Annotated in this window: 19 protein-coding genes; 4 read left to right on the forward strand and 15 right to left on the reverse strand. The window is 39.8% G+C overall.

What is annotated here, in order from left to right:
- Positions 1 to 40: 40 nt before the first annotated feature.
- From DK858_RS12675 to DK858_RS12705, 7 genes are all read right to left on the reverse strand, one after another.
- A complete protein-coding gene (locus tag DK858_RS12675; protein WP_109397725.1) occupies positions 41 to 1,237 on the reverse strand; it encodes a lactate oxidase in 1,197 nt (398 codons plus the stop codon).
- 122 nt (positions 1,238 to 1,359) lie between these two features.
- Positions 1,360 to 1,983 (reverse strand): isochorismate family cysteine hydrolase YcaC, encoded by a 624-nt coding sequence (gene ycaC / locus DK858_RS12680; RefSeq protein WP_109397726.1) that lies wholly within the window; start codon positions 1,981 to 1,983, stop codon positions 1,360 to 1,362.
- A gap of 373 nt (positions 1,984 to 2,356) precedes the next feature.
- Entirely contained in the window at positions 2,357 to 3,034 is a 678-nt protein-coding gene (narI, locus tag DK858_RS12685; RefSeq protein WP_109397727.1) for a respiratory nitrate reductase subunit gamma, read from the reverse strand.
- Positions 3,031 to 3,756 carry a nitrate reductase molybdenum cofactor assembly chaperone gene (gene narJ, locus DK858_RS12690; RefSeq protein ID WP_194294849.1) on the reverse strand — a complete coding sequence of 242 codons (726 nt, stop codon included), beginning with the start codon at positions 3,754 to 3,756 and terminating at the stop codon, positions 3,031 to 3,033. Before narJ ends, narI begins: the two co-directional genes overlap by 4 nt.
- Positions 3,756 to 5,309, reverse strand: coding sequence for a nitrate reductase subunit beta (narH, locus tag DK858_RS12695; RefSeq protein ID WP_109397729.1), 1,554 nt, complete (start codon positions 5,307 to 5,309; stop codon positions 3,756 to 3,758). Before narH ends, narJ begins: the two co-directional genes overlap by 1 nt.
- Complete coding sequence (locus DK858_RS12700; protein WP_109397730.1) at positions 5,309 to 9,070, reverse strand: nitrate reductase subunit alpha; 3,762 nt, start codon at positions 9,068 to 9,070, stop codon at positions 5,309 to 5,311. Before DK858_RS12700 ends, narH begins: the two co-directional genes overlap by 1 nt.
- Before the next feature lie 52 nt (positions 9,071 to 9,122).
- The gene (locus DK858_RS12705; protein ID WP_109397731.1) at positions 9,123 to 10,517 is read right to left on the reverse strand and encodes a NarK family nitrate/nitrite MFS transporter; all 1,395 of its coding nucleotides are present in this window, start codon (positions 10,515 to 10,517) and stop codon (positions 9,123 to 9,125) included.
- A 297-nt stretch (positions 10,518 to 10,814) separates the two neighbouring features.
- On the opposite strand from DK858_RS12705, the gene narX reads away from it, so the two are divergent.
- Entirely contained in the window at positions 10,815 to 12,620 is a 1,806-nt protein-coding gene (narX, locus tag DK858_RS12710; protein WP_109397732.1) for a nitrate/nitrite two-component system sensor histidine kinase NarX, read from the forward strand.
- 25 nt (positions 12,621 to 12,645) lie between these two features.
- The gene (gene narL / locus DK858_RS12715) at positions 12,646 to 13,299 is read left to right on the forward strand and encodes a two-component system response regulator NarL (RefSeq protein ID WP_369961695.1); all 654 of its coding nucleotides are present in this window, start codon (positions 12,646 to 12,648) and stop codon (positions 13,297 to 13,299) included.
- Here the strand turns inward: narL and DK858_RS12720 are convergent.
- Entirely contained in the window at positions 13,296 to 14,198 is a 903-nt protein-coding gene (locus DK858_RS12720; protein ID WP_109397734.1) for a LysR family transcriptional regulator, read from the reverse strand. The genes narL and DK858_RS12720 overlap by 4 nt on opposite strands.
- Before the next feature lie 110 nt (positions 14,199 to 14,308).
- Here DK858_RS12720 and DK858_RS12725 point away from each other — a divergent pair, with 110 nt between their 5' ends.
- Positions 14,309 to 14,749 (forward strand): PACE efflux transporter, encoded by a 441-nt coding sequence (locus tag DK858_RS12725; RefSeq protein ID WP_109397735.1) that lies wholly within the window; start codon positions 14,309 to 14,311, stop codon positions 14,747 to 14,749.
- Between the two features lie 38 nt (positions 14,750 to 14,787).
- Here the strand turns inward: DK858_RS12725 and DK858_RS12730 are convergent, their stop codons facing one another.
- From DK858_RS12730 to DK858_RS12760, 7 genes are all read right to left on the reverse strand, one after another.
- Positions 14,788 to 15,018 (reverse strand): hypothetical protein, encoded by a 231-nt coding sequence (locus tag DK858_RS12730; RefSeq protein ID WP_109397736.1) that lies wholly within the window; start codon positions 15,016 to 15,018, stop codon positions 14,788 to 14,790.
- Positions 15,019 to 15,122: 104 nt separating this feature from the next.
- Positions 15,123 to 15,920 (reverse strand): sulfite exporter TauE/SafE family protein, encoded by a 798-nt coding sequence (locus tag DK858_RS12735; protein WP_109397737.1) that lies wholly within the window; start codon positions 15,918 to 15,920, stop codon positions 15,123 to 15,125.
- Between the two features lie 260 nt (positions 15,921 to 16,180).
- Positions 16,181 to 17,926, reverse strand: coding sequence for an acetyl/propionyl/methylcrotonyl-CoA carboxylase subunit alpha (locus DK858_RS12740; protein WP_109397738.1), 1,746 nt, complete (start codon positions 17,924 to 17,926; stop codon positions 16,181 to 16,183).
- 16 nt (positions 17,927 to 17,942) lie between these two features.
- Positions 17,943 to 19,520 carry a 5-oxoprolinase subunit B/C family protein gene (locus DK858_RS12745; protein WP_109397739.1) on the reverse strand — a complete coding sequence of 526 codons (1,578 nt, stop codon included), beginning with the start codon at positions 19,518 to 19,520 and terminating at the stop codon, positions 17,943 to 17,945.
- Between the two features lie 14 nt (positions 19,521 to 19,534).
- Positions 19,535 to 20,341 carry a putative hydro-lyase gene (locus tag DK858_RS12750; protein ID WP_109397740.1) on the reverse strand — a complete coding sequence of 269 codons (807 nt, stop codon included), beginning with the start codon at positions 20,339 to 20,341 and terminating at the stop codon, positions 19,535 to 19,537.
- Entirely contained in the window at positions 20,338 to 21,129 is a 792-nt protein-coding gene (locus DK858_RS12755) for a LamB/YcsF family protein (protein WP_109397744.1), read from the reverse strand. The genes DK858_RS12750 and DK858_RS12755 overlap by 4 nt, the downstream gene beginning before the upstream one ends.
- Positions 21,130 to 21,142: 13 nt before the next feature.
- A complete protein-coding gene (locus tag DK858_RS12760) occupies positions 21,143 to 22,393 on the reverse strand; it encodes an NRAMP family divalent metal transporter (RefSeq protein ID WP_109397741.1) in 1,251 nt (416 codons plus the stop codon).
- 466 nt (positions 22,394 to 22,859) lie between these two features.
- Here DK858_RS12760 and DK858_RS12765 point away from each other — a divergent pair, with 466 nt between their 5' ends.
- On the forward strand, positions 22,860 to 23,519 hold the full coding sequence (locus DK858_RS12765; protein ID WP_109397742.1) for a GntR family transcriptional regulator: 660 nt from the start codon (positions 22,860 to 22,862) through the stop codon (positions 23,517 to 23,519).
- Positions 23,520 to 23,695: the final 176 nt, after the last annotated feature.

Below are 23,695 nucleotides of genomic sequence, written 5' to 3' on the forward strand. Positions count from 1 at the left end.
TAAGCGTGGGGTTTTTATTATTCTTAACTAAATAAGCTAATTATTGATTAAAACTAGCATCGGTATAAAGATGTGTCGCTTGAATATCTTTTACTGTTTTTGCGCCACCTAACATCATATTAATTTTTAATTCTTTATTTAAATGTTGGATAACTGAATTTACACCTTCAGCCCCGCCTAAATTTAATCCATAAAGAATCGGGCGACCAATAGCCACAACATCTGCACCACTAGCTAACGCTTTAAAGACATGTGAACCACGACGTACACCACTATCGAAAACAATAGGTACACGTTTGTTCACCACTTTAGCAATCGCCGGTAATACATCAATGGTTGCTGGTGCACTATCTAATTGACGGCCACCGTGATTAGAAACCCAAATCGCATCTGCACCAGCTTTAATGGCGGTATCTGCATCTTCAGGCGATTCAATACCTTTTACAATCACAGGTAAACCAGACATTTTTTTCACATACTGAATATCTGCTGGTGTGAAGGCTTGTTTAGCTTGTGCATAAATTTCACTAATCCCCGCACCTTTACCTGTTTTCGATTTATCATCACTGATTTTTGCAAATGCTTCCAAGTTGGCAAAGCCTAATGGAAATTGGAAATTATTTTTCACGTCATCTTCACGATAACCACCAACAGAAGAGTCGATAGTCATAATGATACCTTTAGCGCCATACTGTTTTGCTTGAGATAAAATATACTCGTTAAAGGCATCATTTTTACTCATATACAATTGAAAGAAGAAAGGATAACCCGGTTGAGCATCTGCCACTTCTTTAATGGTTTTATTACCATAAGTACTTAATGAAAATATAGAACCTGCTTTTGCCATACCTTTTGCTGTGGCAACTTCGCCTTGTTGATGTGCAAGCCCTTGAGCTGCCATCGGTGCCTGAATAATAGGCGTATCTAATTTAATACCTAAAAATTCTGTTTTTAAATTTAAGTCAGAAAATTCGATGCCTTGTAATGAACGAGGCATAATATATTTTTTATCAAATGCAGTTGTATTTGAACGTAAATTATTTTCGTCTTCAGCGCCACCACGAATATAACCAAAAGCGCCTTTTTCCATATTAGCTTGAACTTGTGCTTCCATGGCTTTTAAGTTGACTATTTTAATTGGACCTTCAGCAGTACTTGCTTTATATTCAGCCGCCTGTGCAACACCCACACTTAATGCCATCGCAATAGCGGTTGTTTTTAATATTTTACTTTTCATTTTCTATCCGTTTATTAATTAAGGGCTTATATCTATAATTTAATAAAACTAAATTTTAATTAAATTATATTTTTCAAAAAATAATATAAGCCCTATTTTTAGATAAAACTTAAATTAACCGCTTACTTTTTTGTTAAAGTATTATAGCTTGTCATAAGATTACGATAGTCTGGGATATGGTTAGCAAACAGCGTGCCTAATCCTTCGATATCATTACGCCAATCACGGTGTAACTCACAAGCTAAACCAAACCAGTTAATTAATTGTGCCCCTGCTTTTGACATTCTGTCCCACGCTGAGTCACGAGAAATCGCATTGAAAGTTCCTGAAGCATCCGTGACAACAAAGACTTCAAAACCTTCTTCAAGTGCAGATAATGCAGGGAATGCAACACAAACTTCAGTCACAACACCCGCAATAATCAGTTGTTTTTTACCTGTTGCTTTAACGGCTTTAACGAAATCTTCGTTATCCCATGCGTTGATTTGACCAGGGCGAGCGATATAGGGAGCATCTGGGAACATTTCGACGAGCTGAGGCATTAGAGGACCATTAGGACCATCTTCAAAAGAAGTCGTTAAAATGGTAGGTAAATTAAAATATTTAGCGGCATTAGCTAATGCTAATACATTATTATTGAATTTATCAGGCTCGATATCTCTGACTAAAGAGAGTAATCCAGCTTGATGATCTACCAGCAGAACAGCGGCATTATTTTTATCAATACGATGATATTTAAAGCTCATAATAATCTCCGATAGTATAATAGAGGTAAGACTCAATTAAATCATAGCACCAAATTTACATGGCAAGACTCAGATTAATTTAAATTTACACTTGAGTTTATTTATTAATAATAACCAATCAATTATCTATCTTTAAATTTAATTAAATATCACGATATTTAATTAACTGTTTATTACTTTATATAAATTCATTTCGTTAAAACAATTATAGGTGTAACCATTCTTAAATGAATCTAAAGATTATTGCTTTAACCATTCAAAAAATTTGTTGATGTTTTAACTCAGGAATAAAAGATAAAAAAAACCCCCGCAAGCGGGGGGGAGAAAGCGCAACTAAAAGATCTCTAACTTACTATCAGGAGATGGGTATTCATTAATGACGATTACGCACAATTTGATAGCGACGAGTTAAGTACTCAACTGGCACGCTCCAAATATGAACTAATCGACAGAATGGGAACAATAAGAAAATCGTCATACCTAAAAAAATGTGCAATTTAAATACGAATGCGACACCTTCAAGATGAGCTGAAGCACCACCGTGGAAAGTCACTATGGATTGTGCCCAAGCCACCAGCTTCATCATTTCGCTACCATCCATATGTTGAGCTGAGAAGGGAATAGTTAGCAAACCTAACGCGACTTGAATAACCAATAGCGTTAAAATCATAATGTCACCAAATGAAGATGTAGCTCTTACCCGTGGGTTGGTTAAACGGCGTTTTAATAACATGATCCCCCCCACCAGCATTAACACACCACAAGTACCACCACCGACCATCGCCATAATTTGTTTATATTCAATTGGTAAGAAAGATTCATACATCCAATGTGGCGTTAACATTCCCAGAAAGTGACCAGCAAAAATACCAAGGATCCCAACATGAAATAAGTTAGAAGCAAGGCGCATATTTTTCTTGTCTAACATCTGGCTAGAGCCAGCACGCCATGTATATTGACCATAGTCGTAACGTAACCAGCTACCGATAATAAAAACGGCACCAGCAATATAGGGATAGATATCAAAAAATAACATATTGATGTAATTCATTTTTGTGCTCCCGTATCCAACGAATTCCCCACGTTGAGATATTGAACTGTAGTCTCTTGTGCAAAACGACGCTGATGTTGGCTGATTTTGCCACTACCACATTGCGTGCCTTCTCCAAGAAACGTCACTTGTTCTTCTTCCCACACAGCATCTAATGCAGCAGGTGTATCATCTAAAGGCTCTTTTGCTACTTGAGCCGTCAACTGTGATGCTTCCAATTCACTTTGTGAAAGGCAAAGTAACACATCAAAGAGAGCGTGATAGTCACTACCACGTTGTTTTAAACGTTCACCTAACAGAGCCAAAATAGGCGCTATATTGTTTAGCCCTTCAATACTCTCGGTTGTAGGTAAAAACGTTAAGTACTCAAGATACGTTGGCAAATAGTCAGGAAGTTCACGACAACTTAATGTGATCCCCACGTGTTGATATTGATTGAGTAAATCAACCATTGCCTGACCACGATCGCGAGACTCACCATGAACGTGTTCAAATAACAGCAGTGATCGCGCCCTGCCTCTATCAAAAAGCTCACTGTAATGGGCTTGCGCATCTAACAACGATTGTTGCGTTAAGGTATGAATAAATGCCATTAATTTCGCGACTTGAGTCACAGGAAGCTCATCGGCTTCCTGTAATGCATCGATAAGTTCATTTCGGTTATCCCACAATTCTTGTGTGGGATAATCTAAAAGATGAGAAATCACTTTCAGAGAGATCATTATATTTTCTCCTCTGAACGACGTTCATCTTGTGGTGTTCTTGGTGTGATATCAATCGCATCAATACGATGACTATTAAACAAATTAAATTTGCTATCACTGCCATGACAACCGTCACCAAAGCTAAAACCACAACCATTACGTTCTGGGAAAGCTTCTCTTGCAAGTTCACGATGACTTGATGGAATAACAAAGCGATCTTCATAATTAGCAATAGCTAGATAACGATACATCTCTTGAGCCTGCGCTTCAGTCAAACCTACTTGCTCTAATGCACTTAGGTCTGTTTTGCCTTCTACGGCTTCAGCACGTTTGTAATGGCGCATCGCTAGCATACGTTTTAATGCTAATAAAACGGGTGCCGTATCACCCGCTGTCAGTAAGTTTGCTAAATACTGAACTGGAATACGTAAACTTTCTACATCAGGCAACACACCAGTATGCGGTAAGACACCCGCGTCAGCAGCTGATTGAATCGGTGACAAAGGCGGTACATACCAAACCATGGGTAAGGTGCGATATTCAGGATGCAGTGGTAATGCCAGCTTCCAATCCACAGCCATTTTATAAACAGGTGAGCGCTGTGCTGCATCAATCACACTTAATGGTATACCTTGCTCTTCTGCTGCTTTGATCACGTCAGGATCAAATGGATCTAAGAAGATATCTAACTGGCTTTGGTATAAATCTTTTTCATTATCCGCACTGGCAGCTTGTGAGATTTTATCTGCGTCATACAGCATCACCCCAAGATAACGAATACGTCCGACACAGGTTTCTGAGCACAATGTTGGCTGACCAGCTTCAATACGTGGATAACAGAAAATACATTTTTCTGACTTACCGCTTTTCCAGTTGAAGTAGATTTTTTTGTATGGGCATCCAGTTAAACACATGCGCCATCCACGGCATTTATCTTGGTCAATAAGCACAATGCCATCTTCAGCGCGTTTATAAATCGCACCACTTGGGCATGTCGCAACACAAGCAGGATTTAAGCAGTGTTCACATAAACGTGGTAAATACATCATGAATGTATTTTCAAACTGCCCATACATCTCTTTTTGCATATTGGCGAAGTTTTTATCCGCAGCACGTTTGCTAAATTCGCCCCCTAAATCATCTTCCCAGTTAGGGCCTTTTTCGATCTTAGTCATGCGCTGACCAGTGATCAGCGAGCGAGGACGTGCTGTCGGTAATGAACCTTCTGGTGCATTTTTTAAATGCTCATAGTCATAATCAAATGGCTCATAGTAATCGTCTAATGCTGGGACATCTGGGTTGGCAAAAATTTTAGATAATAGACCAACACGGTTACCCATTCTTGGTACTAATTTACCTTTGATATTTTTGATCCAGCCACCTTTCCACTTCTCTTGGTCCTCCCAATTTTGTGGATACCCTGTCCCCGGTTTAGTCTCAACGTTATTGAACCAAGCGTATTCAACACCTTCACGACTGGTCCAAACATTTTTACAGGTTACTGAACAGGTATGGCAACCGATACATTTGTCGAGGTTCAGTACCATACCGACTTGTGAACGAATTTTCATTATGCCTTCTCCTGTCCATTCAGGGTCTGTTGATAAGCATCACCTTCACCATCAAGCCAATCAATCTGTTTCATTTTACGCACCACAACAAACTCATCACGGTTAGAGCCCACAGTGCCGTAATAGTTAAAGCTATAAGCTAACTGAGCATATCCACCAATCATATGAGTTGGTTTAGGACAAACACGCGTCACAGAGTTATGAATACCACCACGCATGCCTGTTATTTCAGAGCCCGGTAGATTTATTTGACGTTCCTGAGCGTGATACATATAAATCATGCCATCAGGAATACGTTGGCTAACAATCGCTCTTGCAGTTAATGCTCCATTACTGTTGTATGCTTCAACCCAATCGTTATCACTAATTCCCATCTCTTTAGCATCATCTTCACTCAGCCAAACCACAGGGCCACCACGACCGAGCGTTAACATCAGTAAGTTATCGCTATACGTTGAGTGAATACCCCATTTTTGGTGAGGCGTCAGGAAATTCAGCGCTTTTTCAGGGAAACCATTTGGTTTTTTGCCTTTAACTGCATCAATCGCCTTAGTATCAATTGGTGGACGATAGACCACTAAACTTTCACCATAAGCACGCATCCACTCGTGATCTTGATACAACTGCTGACGACCGCTTAAAGTACGCCAAGGGATCATCTCGTGAACATTGGTATAACAAGCGTTATAAGAGACGTGCTCATCTTCAAGACCAGACCATGTAGGGCTTGAGATGATCTTACGAGGTTGAGCAACAATATCGCGGAAACGAATTTTTTCGTCTTCTTTTACTTTAGCTAAATGAGTGTGATCGCGTCCTGTCACTTTACTTAGCGCATCCCACGCTTTTACAGCCACTTGACCATTAGTTTCAGGTGCTAAAGAGAGGATAACTTCGGCGGCATCAATCGCCGTTTCAATCGCTGGACGCCCTTTTGCCACACCTTCATGACGAACACGATTGAGTTTCTTCAGAAAATCGACTTCTGTCTGAGTATTCCAACTGATCCCTTTACCGCCATTACCTAGTTTATCCATTAACGGCCCAAGTGAGGTAAAGCGAGCATAGGTATTTGGATAATCACGCTCAACAGGAATAAGGTGTGGGGCTGTTTTACCCGGAATTAGGTCACATTCACCTTTTTTCCAATCTTTTACATCAAAAGGCTGTGCCATTTCAGCGGCAGAGTCATGCTGAATAGGTAATGTCACTAAATCCGTTTCGACACCTAAATGACCTACACACAATTTAGAGAAGGTTTTAGCGATACCTTTATAGATTTCCCAATCTGTTTTCGACTCCCAAGCAGGATCAACCGCAGCGGTTAATGGATGAATAAATGGATGCATATCCGACGTATTCATATCATCTTTTTCATACCATGTAGCGGTGGGTAAAACGATATCGGAAAACAGGCAAGTGCTCGACATACGGAAGTCTAACGTCACGACTAAATCAACTTTACCTTCACCGCCTTTATCTTGCCATTCCACTTCTTGTGGTTTAACTTGGCCTTGTTCGCCTAAATCTTTACCTTGTAATCCGTTTTCAGTTCCCAGCAAATATTTCAGTAAATACTCATGCCCTTTACCCGCCGAACCTAACAAGTTAGAACGCCAGATAAATAAATTACGCGGGAAGTTTTGTGGATTATCAGGTTGCTCTGAAGCAAAGCGGATCTCACCTGATTTCAATGCATTAACGGTGTAATCAGTAGCACTAACACCCGCTTGTTGTGCTTTTTTCGCAATAGACAGAGGGTTTAAATTTAATTGAGGCGCGGAAGGCAACCATCCCATACGTTCTGAACGTACGTTCATATCAACCAAACTACCGCTAAAACGAGATTTATCCGCTAATGGCGATAACAACTCTGTTGGTGATACGGTTTCATAACGCCACTGACTCGAGTGGTTATAGAAAAATGACGTACTGTTCATATGGCGAGGCGGGCGCTGCCAGTCAAGGCCAAAGGCTAATGGTAACCAACCCGTTTGTGGACGCAGTTTTTCTTGTCCAACATAGTGAGCCCAACCCCCACCACTTTGACCGACACAACCACAGAAAATCAGCATATTAATAATGCCGCGATAAGTCATATCCATGTGATACCAGTGGTTAATACCGGCTCCCACAATCACCATAGAACGACCATGTGTTTTTTCTGCGTTATCTGCAAACTCACGTGCAATACGAGTGATATCTTGACGGCTTACACCCGTCACTTTTTCAGCCCATGCCGGTGAATATGCCTTAATTTCATCGTAGTTTGATGCACAGTTTTCATCATTTAAACCACGATCAACACCGTAGTTGGCTAACAATAAATCATAGACTGTTGTGATGTATTTCTCTTCACCGTTCGCAAGTGTAATACGCTTAGCCGGCAGTTTATGAATAATCACATCATCAAGGGTAACACCTTCAAAGTATTCACTCTTGAGCCCGCCAAAGTAAGGGAATGCCACATCAACAATATCATCGTGATTATCTAAAAGGCCTAATTGTAAAGTGATATCTTCGCCACTTTTGCCATCTTTAGGCTCTAGGTTCCATTTAGCAACACCTTCCCAACGAAAGCCCATTGACCCTTGAGGAGCAACCAATTGCTGTGTTTTCTCATCAATGGCAATGGTTTTCCACTCTGGATTTTTCTCCTGATCCAGATTGTTCACTAAATCAGAAGCACGCAACATACGACCTGCAACTAGCTTGCCTGAATCGTGCTTATCTAACATCACCAACATCGGCATATCAGTGTAAGTGCGTACATAGTTACTAAAATATTCAGTTTGGCGTTTAACGTGGAACTCGTTAAGAATAACGTGTCCCATCGCCATTGCCATTGCACTATCAGTACCTTGCTTTGGATTTAACCATTGGTCACAAAGTTTCGCGATTTCAGCGTAATCAGGTGTTACTGCAACGGTTTTAGTTCCTTTGTAGCGAACTTCGGTAAAGAAGTGGGCATCTGGTGTACGTGTTTGTGGTACGTTAGAGCCCCATGCAATCAGGTAAGAAGAGTTATACCAATCTGCTGATTCAGGAACATCGGTTTGCTCACCCCAAGTCATGGGTGATGCGGGTGGTAAGTCACAATACCAGTCATAGAAACTTAAGCATGCGCCACCTATCAGAGACAAATAACGCGCTCCTGCAGCATATGAGACCATCGACATAGCTGGAATTGGCGAGAAACCGATAATACGATCGGGCCCAAACTCTTTCGCTGTAAACACGTTAGAAGCGGCAATGATTTCATTCACTTCTGACCATGAAGAACGCACAAAACCACCACGTCCACGCGCTTGTTTATAGCTTTTGGTTTTTTCTGGCGAGCGAACAATAGAAGCCCATGCATCAACAGGATCACTATGCTGTACTTTTGCTTCACGCCATAATTTAATGAGACGTTTACGTACCATTGGGTATTTAACGCGATTCGCGCTATATAAATACCATGAATAGCTTGCACCACGAGGACAACCACGAGGCTCATGATCCGGTAAATCAGGACGTGTGCGCGGGTAGTCCGTTTGTTGGGTTTCCCATGTGACTAACCCATTTTTGACGTAAATTTTCCAGCTACAAGAACCGGTACAGTTTACACCATGAGTAGAACGAACGATTTTGTCGTGTTGCCAGCGACTACGGTAACCATCTTCCCAATCGCGGTTAACATTTAGCGCTTGGCCATGATCCTGTGAAAAGGTATCACCAAGCTGCTTAAAATAGCGGAATCTATCGAGAAACTTACTCATCAGATACTCTCCCAATGCGCGCGAGCGCTCTCACATTGCGTATAATTCGTCATTATTGTTTATTGTGTTTACGCCCATAGACCAACCAAGTGATCAAGACGCAGGCAATATAAAATAGAACAAAGATTTTCATTGCACCGGCAGGTGAACCAGTCATAGCCAGTGATGTACCAAAGGCTTTCGGAATAAAAAAGCCACCAATTGCACCAATCGCGGAGATAAAACCAAGTGCAGCCGCACTTTCTGTTACCGCTTCTTTTTGAGCATCTTCGTCTGTAGCACCTTGTGCTTTCATGCGATCAATCGTGATTTTTCTAAACACCACTGCAATCATTTGGAATGTGGAGCCGCTACCTAACCCCGCAGTTAAAAACAGCACCATAAAAACACTGAAGAAGGCGATAAATGAACCACCCGCGCCATTGACAGGCAGTGTTAAGAAAAGTAAAGCGGAGAAAATTGCCATAATGATAAAATTAATCAGCGTGACTCTAATGCCGCCAAATTTATCAGACAAAGCCCCACCCACAGGGCGAGCTAATGCACCTAATAAAGGCCCAAAGAAGGCATAATGCAAAATAACGATATCGGGGAATTGGGTTTTAGAAAGCATGGCAAAACCCGCAGAGAAGCCTATAAATGAACCAAAAGAACATAGGTATAAAATACTTAACAACCAGAGGTGCCCCCGTTTTAAAACAGGTAATTGCTGGCTTAAAGAAGCTTTGTTAGCCGCAAGGTCATTCATACCAAACCAAGCCGCAAACGTCAGAATAAGTAAGAAAGGAACCCAAATCCATGCGGCATTTTCTAGCCATAAACGTGAACCATCAGGCTGAACAACACCAGGGCCACTAAACATAGCAAACACACCCACACCAATAACTAATGGTGCAACTAATTGCATGACGCTGACACCCAAATTGCCTAATCCGCCATTTAATCCTAATGCACCGCCTTGGCGTGCTTTAGGGAAGAAAAAGCTAATGTTTGCCATACTGGATGCAAAGTTTGCACCTGCAAAACCACATAGCAGTGAAATCACAATAAAAGTTGAGTAAGACGTTGTGGTGTCTTGCACTGCAAAACCAAGCCAAATACAAGGAATGATTAGAAATACAGTACTCATAGCAGTCCAACGACGACCACCAAAAATAGGAATAACGAAAGAGTAAGGAACGCGTAAAATAGCACCCGATACTGAAGGCAGAGCAGTCAGCATAAACAGCTGATCTGTGGTAAAGTTAAAACCAACTTTGTTCAAATTTACTGCAACGGCACTAAAAAGCATCCATACGCAGAATGATAAAAGTAAACAAGGAACAGAAATCCATAAATTGCGTGAAGCGATCTTTTGACCAGTCTTTTCCCAAAAAGCTTTATCTTCAGGGTGCCAATCTTCGATCACCCCTTTTCTCATTTTTTCTGGGTGTTGAGTGAGTGCCATAACAACCTCGATTAACGGTTAGATTGGCATCTTTGTACGATTAGAATTGTTAATTAGTCATGATCTGCATCAAGCAAACATTTGTTTGTTTTTTGAACTAAAATCATTGTTTACACCTAAGTATTAATAACATAACCCTTAATTTTTCATTTTAAATTAATTAGTTAAATTAAAAACACTATAATTTAGAAGTGAAATTATCCCCATTGGATATTTAGGAGTAATACTTTAGTAGTATATGACATTTGGTGTCTTTTTAAGGCAATATAGCGCCAGAATAAACTTGGAAAAATAACGATGAGTACACATAAAATCCAATGGCACTACCGTTTTTCAATTATTAATCAGATAGCGATATTAATGTTACTTTTCACGCTATTGGGTGTGGTAGGAATGGCGATTTCTAACCATATTATTTTGAGTGTGCAAGGTAATGCTCATGCCATTAATAAATCAGGATCGTTGCGAATGCAAAGCTATCGCTTGCTATCTGCTTTACCTCTAGATGAACAACATCGTTATTATCTTCACGAATTAGAAACCGACTTAGACAGTGGTGAATTACGTCAAGTCTTAAGCAATAAATCGCTACAATCACAATATGCTCAATTAAATACATACTGGAAAGATACCTTAAAACCAACCTTACTTTATGCTCAGCAACGCGATGAAGCTAAACAAGAAGTTGCCTTGTTTGTTTCACAGCTAGATAAACTAGTATTAAGTATCGACCAACTTACAGAACAAAAAATCAGGCTGGTGGCTTATACCCAGCTTATTTTCACGGCACTCACACTGTTATTACTGTTTGGCTCTGTTTGGCATTTCCGTCGCCGTTTATTACATCCTTGGCAACAACTTATGGCGATGGCTAATTCCATTGGTCATGGTGATTTTTCAGCACGTTTCCACCAGCGTACACACCATGATGAAATTGCCACATTGGGTATTGCACTCAACACCATGTCAGAAGAGCTGTCTACGCTGTATAGCGAATTAGAAAAAAGAGTGGTTGAAAAAACTCACGACTTACAACAGAAAAATAAAGTGCTCTCTTATCTCTATCATTCAAGCCAACAATTACACTCTCCGGCACCACTTTGTGCCCGATTAAGACAGATATTATTTGAGCTTCAACAAATCATTCCCGATACTTATTTTCAGATACGTTTATATGAAGATAATCATCACACACTGTTTAATGAAATCAGTTTAGAACTTAAACCACGCGCCGAACATTGTCCTGATCCACAATGTGAACGTTGTGATGATACCTCTTCTGATACCATTCCATTACATAGTGAATTATTGCATTGGGAACTTGCTGATCAAATTCATCGTTATGGATTATTTGTCATGCAACTACCAGAACATACCACGCTAACAGATGAACAGAATAATTTAATGTTATTGCTGACAAAACAGATCTCGGCGATGCTGGCAATGGAACAACAAAACGAGCAACAACAGCAGCTTTTATTAATGGATGAACGTTCGGCTATTGCTCGTGAATTACATGACTCTATTGCTCAATCGCTTTCTTGTTTAAAAATGCAAGTTAGCTATTTGCAGATGCAGTCAGAAACCTTACCCGATAATTGTCAAAAACTCCTTAAAGAGATGCGAGAAGAGCTTAATGTGGCTTATCGTCAATTAAGAGAACTGTTAACCACGTTTCGTTTAAAACTCACCGAGCCAGGATTACTTGCTGCATTAGAAAGTACATTGACTGAATTTAATCAGCGCCTTGGTTTCCCTATTAATTTTGACTATCAATTACCCGCAAAATGTGTGAATTCACATCAAAGTATTCACGTTGTACAAATCGTCCGGGAAGCATTAAATAATATTTTACAACATGCCAATGCCAATTGGGCTGAAGTCTCTTTATCTCTAAATAATGGCATGGTTGAACTAAAAATTAATGATAACGGTGAAGGAATTAGCCCAGAACCTGAAAAATTAAATCATTATGGTCTTATTATTATGCGTGAACGCGCAAATAGCTTAAATGGTTCTTATACTATAAAAGTACGTGAACAGGGCGGTACTCAAGTATTTGTTAAATTTCCATTAATAACTACTCATAAAGACCCTGTCTAAATTGGAGCAAGTCGTAATGAATAATATGGGATCCCCCACAGAAAAAGCGACAATTTTACTCATTGATGATCATCCGATGCTACGCAATGGTGTAAAACAACTTTTAAGCCTCGATACAACACTCACAGTCGTTGGGGAAGCTGGAGATGGTATTCAAGGTGTGAAACTCGCTGAAGAGTTAGATCCTGATTTAATCTTACTCGATCTGAATATGCCAGGAATGAATGGTTTTGAAACACTTGATCAACTTCGATTAAAGTCGTTATCAGGCCGGATCGTTGTTTTTAGCGTATCAAATTATAGCGATGATTTAATCACAGCGTTAAAACGTGGTGCAGATGGCTATCTTTTAAAAGATATGGAGCCTGAAGAATTACTTGCAGCGCTAAAACAAGCAGCCGCCGGAAAAATGGTTGTCAGCCCTACGTTAACCCCTATTTTAGCCGAATCATTACGTGAAGATCGTTCTGAGGGTGAGCGTGATATTGAGCAACTCACCCCGCGTGAACGCGATATTTTAAAACTGATAGCACAAGGATTATCAAATAAAATGATCGCACGTAAGCTTGATATCACAGAAAGTACGGTCAAAGTGCATGTAAAACATCTACTGAAAAAGATGAAGCTAAAATCTCGTGTTGAAGTTGCTGTTTGGGTTCATCAACAACGCGTCGATTAATTAAAGTTAGGTACAATGGGCTGGTGAGTACTCATCAGCTCAACTAACTCTTTTGCCCCTTTTTGTAACGACTCCCCTTTTAGCCACATGGCATGAATAGGCAATCGCAACTCATTTTTCGTATTCTTGAACTGCAGCTGTTTTAATTTACCTTTTTGCAATTGAGCATAAATCAGCGAATAGGGTAAATTCCCCCATCCCATTCCCGCTTCAACCATACCCAAAGCCATTTGAAAACTATCGGTTTGCCAATAATTCGTTGCCACTAATGAGCGCTCATCTCTTAACTCTTTGGTATGACTTGCGATCATAATTTGGCGCACATTGACCAGATCTTCAATAAACACACTTGCAGGGTGTGCTAATGCAATATGACTTGCAGATATTGTTGCCACCAATGACTCAGAACCAAGATATTGAAATTGCTCATCACCATTCACATACAAGCCCCCATAAACTAAGCTTAATTGAATTTTATGCGAATGTAGCATCTCAATAATATCGTCTTGTGCCGCAGTTATCACATTCACATTAAGTAATGGATAACGTTGGGTTAATTCAGATAATGCAGGTAATAAATAATCAGGATTAATATCAGCCGCAACACCAATATTTAAAACACTTTCGAGATCCATGGAAAGCTCTTGTGCGTGCACTTGTAATAATTTTAATTGCTCTGCGATCATTCTGGCATGAGGCTCAAGTGCTTTTGCTTTTTCAGTTGGTTGAGGCTCTCGAGATGATCGCTCAAAAAGTGCATAACCTAATTCAGCTTCCATATTAGCAATCGCCATACTAACTGCTGATGGAACGCGTTTTAATGAACGTGCAGCCGCTGAGAAAGATCCCTTATCCATCACGGCTAAAAATATCGCAATATGTTCACTTGAGAACTGCATGTTCACTCCTGATGTTTCAGTTAAATTGATACTAGCTGACTTTTCCTATCACTCTTACTGATTTATCTTACGACGCTTAATGGCACGGATCCACAGAAAAAGAGAGCACAATGCAAGGTATTAAACGAAAAATTATCTACGTAACAGCATATGAGGTTTTTGGGTGGGTTATTTCATCAGTCGGGCTTGCACTTTTGGCTGATAGTTCAACCGCAGTAACCGGCCCATTAGCGCTTGTGATCACCACAATCGCGGTGAGTTGGAATTTTATTTATAACTGTCTATTTGAATTTTGGGAGAGTCGACAAGTTTCGAGGATCCGAACTTTTAGACGCCGTTTAGTACATGCCATTGGATTTCAGCTAACACTAGTGCTCTATTTAATTCCATTAATTGCGTGGTGGCTTAATGTTTCGTTATGGCAAGCGCTAGTTATGGACTTTGCGCTGATCATCATCATCCCTTGTTATACCTTCATTTATAACTGGATATTTGACAAAGTCTTTGGCTTACCAAAATCCGCATTACCTGAGAATGCACCTGTAGCGTAGATGACAAGTAAATTGAAGGGTGTGATCCGTAATTTGGATCACACTTTAATAGGATAGATATCTTCCAACGCAAATTGTTCAATGCCACCTTCTAATTCGCAACGACCTAAACCAATATTTTTATCATCAGCGGTCGTTCTTCTTAGTAATTTACCTGTTACTTGAGAAAGCGTTGGATCAATTTCAATCACACGATAATACTCTTTCATATAGCTCTCTTCACCTAGCGCCATATAAACTAAAAACTCATCACCTATTTTAATGTTCATCTCGTTTTTACTTACTCTTAGTAGTTAATCTAATGATGATAGAATAAGTTTAGTCTAACTAAAGGCAATAAGAGAAAGATTGACTCACTCGATATTACATTAAGTTAATTTATTAACTTCCAGCTCATCATAATGATGCTGATCAGAATAAAAGACAGTGTTAAATATTGGAAAAAACGCTCTGATAAATAGACAAGTAAATAGCGTGCTAATGGAATGGAGAGTAATGAGCCTAAACAAAGAATAAGTGCCGTGTGGACATCAGTATAACCACCAGCACTATAAGCAATCGCTGATCCACCTGAAAGGATCGTGGTAATAAAAATAGAAGTACCGATTGCCTCTTTAATGCCCATTTGTGCAAAACGCATTAACACAGGCAACACCACTAATCCCCCTCCGACACCAGTTGCACCAAGAACAAACCCAGCACTGACTCCTGGCACAAATAAGGAAGAAAAAGTCACTGAAGAAGGTGGCGGTAAAACAATTAAAGGATTTGAACTTGCTGATCTTCTTAACATTCGCTGTAAAAATAAAATCAATGAAAACACAATGGCAACGATCATTAAAATATTAATACCCGATTCAACACGATCGTAATATTGAGGTTGTGATCCCAGCCATGTCACACCGTAACTTGCTAAGAATGTTGCTGGAAACATTATCCCTAAGATCAATAGTGCAGGTTTTAATGGAATATTACCTAACCGAAAATGGATATAAGAAGATGAGAGCTTCATTAGCATCGAGAGTAAATTTGCTGTTGCAACCGCTGCTAATGCATTCATACCAAAAAGATAAATAAGAACAGGTAATAGAATAACACCACCACCTACACCGGTCGTTGTAATAACTAACCCTATTGCAGCACCAATAATCAGTTGAGTTACAAGCAACATCCAATTTCCTTTTTGGTTAAAATTTAACAAACTTCGATTATAGGCAAAATGACTTATAACCAAAAGGAATTAGATATAACAAATAGGAATATAAATAAAGTTATTATAAAAAAGCCCCTTAATATGAAATGACCTCATAGTGACTGCTCCCCGCCCTGTCGGGCGAGCTTCCCACTTCTTAGACCGCAACCGTCTGTCTAAGGGGCTGATATTATAAACAGATAATATTTTATTAATCAGTAGCTTATTTTTTAATGTTTTTAGTTTATTTCTGCTAACACCATTTCTGCTGAAAAGTAATCACCTGTTTTGGCTTTTTGAACAAGTACACCATCACGAGAAGCGACCACCTGAACCTCCATTTTCATTGCTTCCATAATGGCAATAACATCACCTTCTTTGACTTTGTCACCATCAGATAAGATCCAGCTGTGTAATACACCAGAGATTGGTGCAGTAACTGCTTTTTCATTCTCTTCTTTCTCATGACTGGCATTAATTGCTGTTGGTACTACCGCAGAGAGTGATAATAATTGAGCAGGCAAAGCGAGTTCATGTCGACGACCATCAATTTCAATAAAAGTACGAACGAGCTCTTCATTTTTTGCCGGAGTGCTTCGAGGAAAATAGCTATTTTTCGCCTGAAAATCAGTTTCAATCCAACGGGTATGCACTTTAAAATCTTCTGTAAAATCGGAATGCGCCATCATTTCACAATGGAAAGGCAATACGCTTGCCACACCTTCGATTTTAAATTCAGATAACGCTCGTCGAGCCCGTGCAATGGCTTGTTCACGTGTTGCACCTGTCACTATCAGTTTTGCCATCATCGAATCGAATTGACGTGAAACCTGATTATTTTCCGCAACACCACTATCTACACGAACACCAGGACCAGAAGGCTGAGAGAAGTGTGTAATTAAACCCGGCGTAGGTAAAAAGCCTTTCGCCGGATCTTCCGCATTGATCCTAAATTCAAAAGAGTGACCTCGTGGAACAGGGGTTTTATCAATACTGAGTGGCAACCCGTCAGCAATACGTAACTGCTCTATCACTAAATCGATACCCGCTGTTTCTTCTGTAACCGGATGCTCTACTTGTAAACGTGTATTCACTTCTAGAAATGAGATAATACCATTTGCACTTAATAAAAACTCAACTGTACCGGCTCCGACATAACCCGCTTTAGCACAAATATCTTTAGCTGATTGATGAATACGTTCACGTTGTTCATCTGTTAAATAAGGTGCTGGGGCTTCTTCAATAAGCTTTTGATTACGGCGTTGTAACGAACAATCTCGCGTTCCGACAACAACAACATTACCTAATTTATCGGCGATAATTTGCGCTTCAATATGACGAGGTTTATCTAAGAATTGCTCAACATAACATTCACCGCGACCAAATGCAGTTACAGCTTCTCGTACAGCAGAATGATAGAGCTCTTCAATCTCTTCCATTTTATGAGCGATCTTTAAACCCCGTCCACCACCACCAAAAGCGGCTTTAATAGCAACAGGTAGGCCATATTGCTTGGCAAAATCTAGAACCTCTTTAGCATCATTAACGGGATCTGCGGTGCCATTTACAAGAGGAGCACCGACAGATTGTGCAATTTTGCGAGCTTTCACTTTGTCGCCAAGCACTTCAATCGTTTCTGGGCTAGGACCTATCCAAATAAATCCAGCATCCTGTACTGCTTTTGCAAAATCAGCTCGTTCAGAAAGAAAACCATAACCGGGATGGATCATCGTTGCTTTAGCTTTATGAGCAATATCAATAATTTTATTAATATCTAGATAGCTTTCTTTCGGCAAATTACCCTTGAGTCCATAAGCTTCATCAGCAAGACGAACATGCAGTGCATCAATATCATCATTAGCATAAATGGCAATTGAAGTAGCACCATAATCCTGGCAAGCACGAATAATACGAACAGCAATTTCGCCTCTATTGGCAATCAATACTCTATGCTTCACTCGTTGTTTTTGGTTAATTGTTGTCATGAGTGGCATTCTCCTATCAATATTCTTGAAATTCGGTAATTGGGTTAAAACGAATTTTAGCGTTAACAGGGATCTGCCCTGCGAGTGGTAAGTGATATTCAGCAACAGCGCCAATAACAGGGTATCCTCCTGTTAAAGGATGGTCGTTAAGAAACAAAACAGGTTGCCCATTAATCGGCACTTGTATTGCACCAATGCAAGTACCTTCACTCGATAGTTCTTGTTGTTGTTCTCGTGCCAAAGGTATTTCACCCAATAAACGTAAACCAATACGATTAGACTGTGGCGTCACTTGCCATAATTGAGACGTTAATGTCTTTATCGCTTCAGTTGTAAACCAGTCAGTACGAGGGCCTAAAACGATATCAAGTGTGACGATATCACCTTGTTTTGGCAGTGCAGATATTGGCTGTTCATCGGCAACAATACCGTTTGAGATACTCTCATTATTCAGATGAAGAACATCCCCTTCTTGTAAAGCATTAGGGCCGATTTGTGCCAAAGTATCAAACGCATAACTACCTAACACTTTTGGTAATTTAAACCCGCCTCTCACGGCAAGATAGCTACGCACACCTGCTTTTGGTATACCTAAAATAATTTCATCACCACAACGAACATCTATAGGTTGATAACCAGATAAAGATTCATTCTCTCCCGACTCATGTTTTAGCGTAATAGCGCAATCAGCCCCTGTTAAAGCAATCACACAATCTTGTCTTGCTTTAAGAGTCAGTCCACCTTGTGTTATCTCAAGTGCAACAAAAGTTGTGGGATTACCCACTAAACGATTAGCTGCATGTAAAGCCGGTTTATCAAGTGCACCTGAAGCTGAAACGCCCATTGATGCCGCACCAATACGCCCTTCATCTTGAAATAAAGTTTGTAGCCCCGCTGAAATAACATATAACCCTTTATCATTTAACGAGAGCGAGGAAGTGATGGCTGATTTTTTCTCAGGGAGTGAAACAGTTATTGATGTCTTTTGTGCATCGACAAAATGCACTTCATTACCGGGTAATAGAAAGGCGGGCTGTTCACGAGAGAGATCCCACATTTTTATCTCTGTGGTACCAATAAGTTGCCAACCACCAGGGCTTTGTTGTGGATAAACCCCACTAAATTCACCGGCTAATCCGACAGAGCCTGCAGGGATCCGTGTACGAGGAGTTTTACGACGAGGTACATAGAGCTGGCTTTCATCGGCGATCAAATAAGCAAAACCTGGGGCAAAACCAGTAAATGCAACTTGATAGGTTTGTTCTGTGTGTCTGCGGATCACTTCACTGGTTGTGATCCCTAATAATTCAGCGACCTCATTGAGATCTTCACCTTGATAATGAACAGGGATCGTTAATGATTGTGTTTGATGTGCTGATACCGCTTTGACTTCTAATTGTCGAAGCTGAAACACAAGCTCTTCAGCCGTGATCAGCCACGGTGTATAGTGAATTAAAAGTGTTTTTGCAGCAGGCACAATATCTTGAATAGCAGCAATATCCGCTTGTTTAACAGATTCATACAATGCGAGTGTCTCTTTTAAAGAGGAAAGCTCGACAAGTAAATGAGATAAGTTAACAGGTAAAAAGCGCAAAGTATCATCCTCCCTTATACATGATAAGCTGCATCAGGTACATCGGTGATAAACATATGTCCCGGAGCATGGCTGAGTGCGAAAGGAACACCTGAACGCATCACTGCCGCTTGTGGAGTCACACCACAAGCCCAAAATACAGGGATCTCACCATCTTCAATCCTCACTGGAGAACCAAAGTCTGGCGACATAATATCTTTAATACCTAGAGCATCAGGTGAGCCAATATGTACAGGAGCACCATGTACCGAAGGAAAACGTCCGCTAATCATCACAGCATCCGCGACTTTATCAGCTGGAATAGGACGCATTGAAACCACTAACTCACCTTCTAATCGTCCAGCAGGACGACACAAGCGATTCGTTTTATACATCGGAACATTGCAGTTATCTGTGATATGGCGGATCTCAATGCCCGCTTCTAACATCGGTGTTTCAAATGTAAAACTACAACCAATAAGGAAAGTGACTAAATCAGGATGTTGCTCCCAGACTTTAGTCGCATCCGTGATTTCATCCGCCAATTTTCCATTTTTCCAAACTCGATACAAAGGAATATCAGTACGTAAATCAGCGTGTTCCGCCAAAACTGTATGATAGCTTCCAGCCTCACAAACATCTAATATTGGACAACTTTTTGGATTACGTTGAGCATAAAGCAGAAAATCAAATGCCCAATCACGAGGCAAACTAATCATATTAGCTTGAGTCATTCCCTTCGCCATACCTGCTGTTGGTTTTACTAAACCATTACGAATAGCTAATCGAGCTTCTTGTGCTTTAGCAATGGCATCCGCAGTAGCTTGCATTAAATTACTCATTTTTGTACCTCATTTTTAAGTGACAGAGGTGCAAAAGGTTTAATGCTAACACCATGATTAATCAAAATTTCTTTTACACTTTGAGCAAGCGTTACAGCATCAGGACCATCACCATGAACACAAATAGAATCAGCTTCTATCGCAGTAAAAATACCTTCTATAGACTCAACGCCACCTTCTTGCACAAGCTGTAACATGCGCTGTGCTACATGTTTAGGATCATGTAAAACTGCGCCCTCTTTTTTACGAGAAACCAGCGAACCATCCGCGTGATAAGCTCTATCTGCAAAGGCTTCGGCAATAACACGAAGCCCTTTTTCCTTTGCAAGTGTAATTAAGGGGGAGCCCGCTAAAGCAACTAATACCAATTGAGGATCTACAGCAAGTATCGCCTCAATAACCGCAAGTGCTTGACGTTTATCATGAGCAATTGTGTTATACAACGCGCCATGAGGCTTAACATAAGTCACGCTCAACCCCACTGCTTTAGCCAATCCTTGCAAAGCTCCTATTTGATAAATCACATCTGCGGTTAATTCATCACTGGCGATATCCATATTCCGACGACCAAAACCCACTAAATCAGGATAAGAGACATGTGCCCCTATTGCGACATTGTGTTGTTTTGCTGCTTTTAATGTTTTTAAAATTCCATCTGGTGAACCGGCATGAAATCCGCAAGCAATATTGGCACTACTGACAATTTCCAGCACTGCATCATCATTGCCCATTGTCCATTGACCAAAGCTTTCGCCTAAGTCACTATTTAAATCGATAACTTTTATCATCGTCATTATTCTCTTAAGCAATGTTGAGGTAATTGAAAATAGCCCCCACGGACATAATGCCCATATACCAAGTCAGCGCACAGACAAAAATACCTGACCACAGTAACCATGCTGGATATTTATAACCATTCATAAGATCTTGGCGACGCCATGCAACAAAAATAAATAGTGTCATACCAATAGGTAAAATTAGGCCATTAAAACCACCGGCAAAGACTAATAATGCAGCCGGTGCAGTTCCCATAACCATATAAATGGCGAGTGAAATAGCGATGAATATAATGGTTGCGATATTACGTTGACGCTCAGTAATACCTCTTTTAAATACAGTAATAAATGACATTGAGGTATAAGCAGCACCAATCACACTTGTTAATGCAGCTGCCCATAAAATAAGACCGAAGATGCGTAATCCAGTTAACCCCGCCGCATGTTGAAATGCTTGAGAAGCTGGATTGGCCGCATGGCTAGAAATATCTAATGTTACGCCACTGGCAACCACACCTAAAATAGCAAGGAACAAGATATAGCGCATTAATCCAACAACTAAAATTCCTTTGGTTGCAGCACTTGATACGGCGTCAATATTCTCAATACCCGTTGTTCCTTTATCAAGAAGACGGTGAGCCCCCGCATAACAGATATAGCCCCCCACCGTACCACCAACAATTGTAGTGATCGTAGCGAAGTTAATCGCATCAGGTAAAACAGTTTGTCTTAATGCTTCACCAATTGGAGGATTAGAAGCAAACATTACAAAAACTGTCAGCAAGATCATGACAATACCAAGTACGATAATCATACGATCAATAAAATTACTAGCTTTACGTGATGAGAAAATATAAATCGCAAGTAAAGCACTTAACATTCCACCCCATTTAGGGTCGAGACCAACCATTGCATTAAGCCCTAAGCCAGCACCTGCAATATTACCCACGTTAAACACTAAGCCACCAAAAATAACTAACACAGCAAGTAAATAGCCACTACCTGGTATTGCTTTGTTAGCAATATCTGAAGCACGCATATTGGTAACGGTGATCACTCGCCAAATACTTTGCTGAACAACATAGTCAATAATGATTGATGCCAAAATACCAAATGCAAATGCAGCTCCCATAGTGGCAGTAAAGGTTGCAGTTTGAGTAATAAAACCGGGTCCAATTGCTGATGTCGCCATTAAAAAAATGGCAGCTATTAATGAAGAACGCCGACTTTTTATAAAAGAAGTTGATGTTGTATTTGCAGAATCTTGTGTAGCCATAAGCTACCCCCTTTATCATCATTATTTTAATTATTATTACTAAGGCAATTAACATGCCATTGTTGAGCATGACTACATAATTGTTAACCATCTGATATTAGATTGTTGAACAATTAATAATAATAGATGAATAAATAAGCAAATGGATTTAAATATGGGATGATAAAAGTGCAAAGAAGATCTCACTTTTAACATTTTATTGACAATAATAACTCGTTAGTTAGTCATGAATATGCACTTAAATAAGGCATAGAAAGATCAGTTGCACAAAAATAGTGCACTAAATTAAAGGAAAAATAAGTTTAATCACTAAATTATTGTGAGAAAAAATTAAGTTTTTTTGATAAAAATAAATAGACAGTCATACTCATACAGTGAGAAGTACGACAGAGTGACATAATAGAGGTTATATATTACAAAACACACTGATAGAATAGACGCTTCTATTAAGATAAAGCAGAAGATAATGCAGAAAAAAACATCTCCACAAATTCTTTCTCAAAAAGTCGCAAATATTATTCGGCAAAAAATCACTATTGGAGAATTACCTCCTGGTGAAAGATTATCAGAAACTGCATTAAGTGAAACGCTAGAGATATCACGTAATACTTTAAGAGAGGTTTTTCGTGTTCTTACCCAAGAAGGGCTTTTAACTTATAAGCCTAATCGCGGTGTTTTTGTTTCTGTACCAGATATGGCAAGTATCATGGATATTTATCGTGTAAGGCGATTAATTGAATGTGATGCTCTACGACATTCTTATCCTATGCATCCCGCTATTGTTAGAATGCAAGATAGTGTTAATCAAGCAAAAGTTTTTCAAAAACAACAAGATTGGAGCGGTGTAGGAACCTGTAATATGCATTTTCATACCGCAATTGTTGAACTTTCAGATAGTCCTAGATTGTTTAAACAGTACCAACTTATTCTAGCAGAATTACGTTTAGCCTTCGGTTTATTAAACGATCCTCAATTACTACATGCACCATATATTGAGAAAAATGAGCACATTTTAACGCTTTTAATAGATGGAAAAGCTCAAGAAGCAGCAATAGCAATGGAAAGCTATTTAGAAATTTCAGAAAGAACCGTACTCGCTGCGTTTTCTCGTCATAACTTTTGCTAAAAGATCATAAAAATGCCCTCAATAAGGGCATTTTATATTCAGAATTTACTCACTTTGATCTTTTAAAAACCCCAAACGCAAAAAAGCCAACCCACTGGGTTGGCTTTCTCGTCTTATTTAATGCCTGGCAGTTCCCTACTCTCACATGGGGAGACCCCACACTACCATCGGCGCTA

Source organism: Proteus faecis, assembly GCF_003144395.1.
In the GTDB taxonomy this organism is placed as follows: domain Bacteria; phylum Pseudomonadota; class Gammaproteobacteria; order Enterobacterales; family Enterobacteriaceae; genus Proteus; species Proteus faecis.

Bases quoted from the DNA above. Each gene is read 5' to 3' on its own strand.
- DK858_RS12675 (WP_109397725.1), bottom strand. From the start codon at position 1,237: ATGAAAAGTAAAATATTAAAAACAACCGCTATTGCGATGGCATTAAGT.
- ycaC (WP_109397726.1), bottom strand. From the start codon at position 1,983: ATGAGCTTTAAATATCATCGTATTGATAAAAATAATGCCGCTGTTCTG.
- narI (WP_109397727.1), bottom strand. From the start codon at position 3,034: ATGAATTACATCAATATGTTATTTTTTGATATCTATCCCTATATTGCT.
- narJ (WP_194294849.1), bottom strand. From the start codon at position 3,756: ATGATCTCTCTGAAAGTGATTTCTCATCTTTTAGATTATCCCACACAA.
- narH (WP_109397729.1), bottom strand. From the start codon at position 5,309: ATGAAAATTCGTTCACAAGTCGGTATGGTACTGAACCTCGACAAATGT.
- DK858_RS12700 (WP_109397730.1), bottom strand. From the start codon at position 9,070: ATGAGTAAGTTTCTCGATAGATTCCGCTATTTTAAGCAGCTTGGTGAT.
- DK858_RS12705 (WP_109397731.1), bottom strand. From the start codon at position 10,517: ATGGCACTCACTCAACACCCAGAAAAAATGAGAAAAGGGGTGATCGAA.
- narX (WP_109397732.1), top strand. From the start codon at position 10,815: ATGAGTACACATAAAATCCAATGGCACTACCGTTTTTCAATTATTAAT.
- narL (WP_369961695.1), top strand. From the start codon at position 12,646: ATGGGATCCCCCACAGAAAAAGCGACAATTTTACTCATTGATGATCAT.
- DK858_RS12720 (WP_109397734.1), bottom strand. From the start codon at position 14,198: ATGCAGTTCTCAAGTGAACATATTGCGATATTTTTAGCCGTGATGGAT.
- DK858_RS12725 (WP_109397735.1), top strand. From the start codon at position 14,309: ATGCAAGGTATTAAACGAAAAATTATCTACGTAACAGCATATGAGGTT.
- DK858_RS12730 (WP_109397736.1), bottom strand. From the start codon at position 15,018: ATGAACATTAAAATAGGTGATGAGTTTTTAGTTTATATGGCGCTAGGT.
- DK858_RS12735 (WP_109397737.1), bottom strand. From the start codon at position 15,920: ATGTTGCTTGTAACTCAACTGATTATTGGTGCTGCAATAGGGTTAGTT.
- DK858_RS12740 (WP_109397738.1), bottom strand. From the start codon at position 17,926: ATGACAACAATTAACCAAAAACAACGAGTGAAGCATAGAGTATTGATT.
- DK858_RS12750 (WP_109397740.1), bottom strand. From the start codon at position 20,341: ATGAGTAATTTAATGCAAGCTACTGCGGATGCCATTGCTAAAGCACAA.
- DK858_RS12755 (WP_109397744.1), bottom strand. From the start codon at position 21,129: ATGATAAAAGTTATCGATTTAAATAGTGACTTAGGCGAAAGCTTTGGT.
- DK858_RS12760 (WP_109397741.1), bottom strand. From the start codon at position 22,393: ATGGCTACACAAGATTCTGCAAATACAACATCAACTTCTTTTATAAAA.
- DK858_RS12765 (WP_109397742.1), top strand. From the start codon at position 22,860: ATGCAGAAAAAAACATCTCCACAAATTCTTTCTCAAAAAGTCGCAAAT.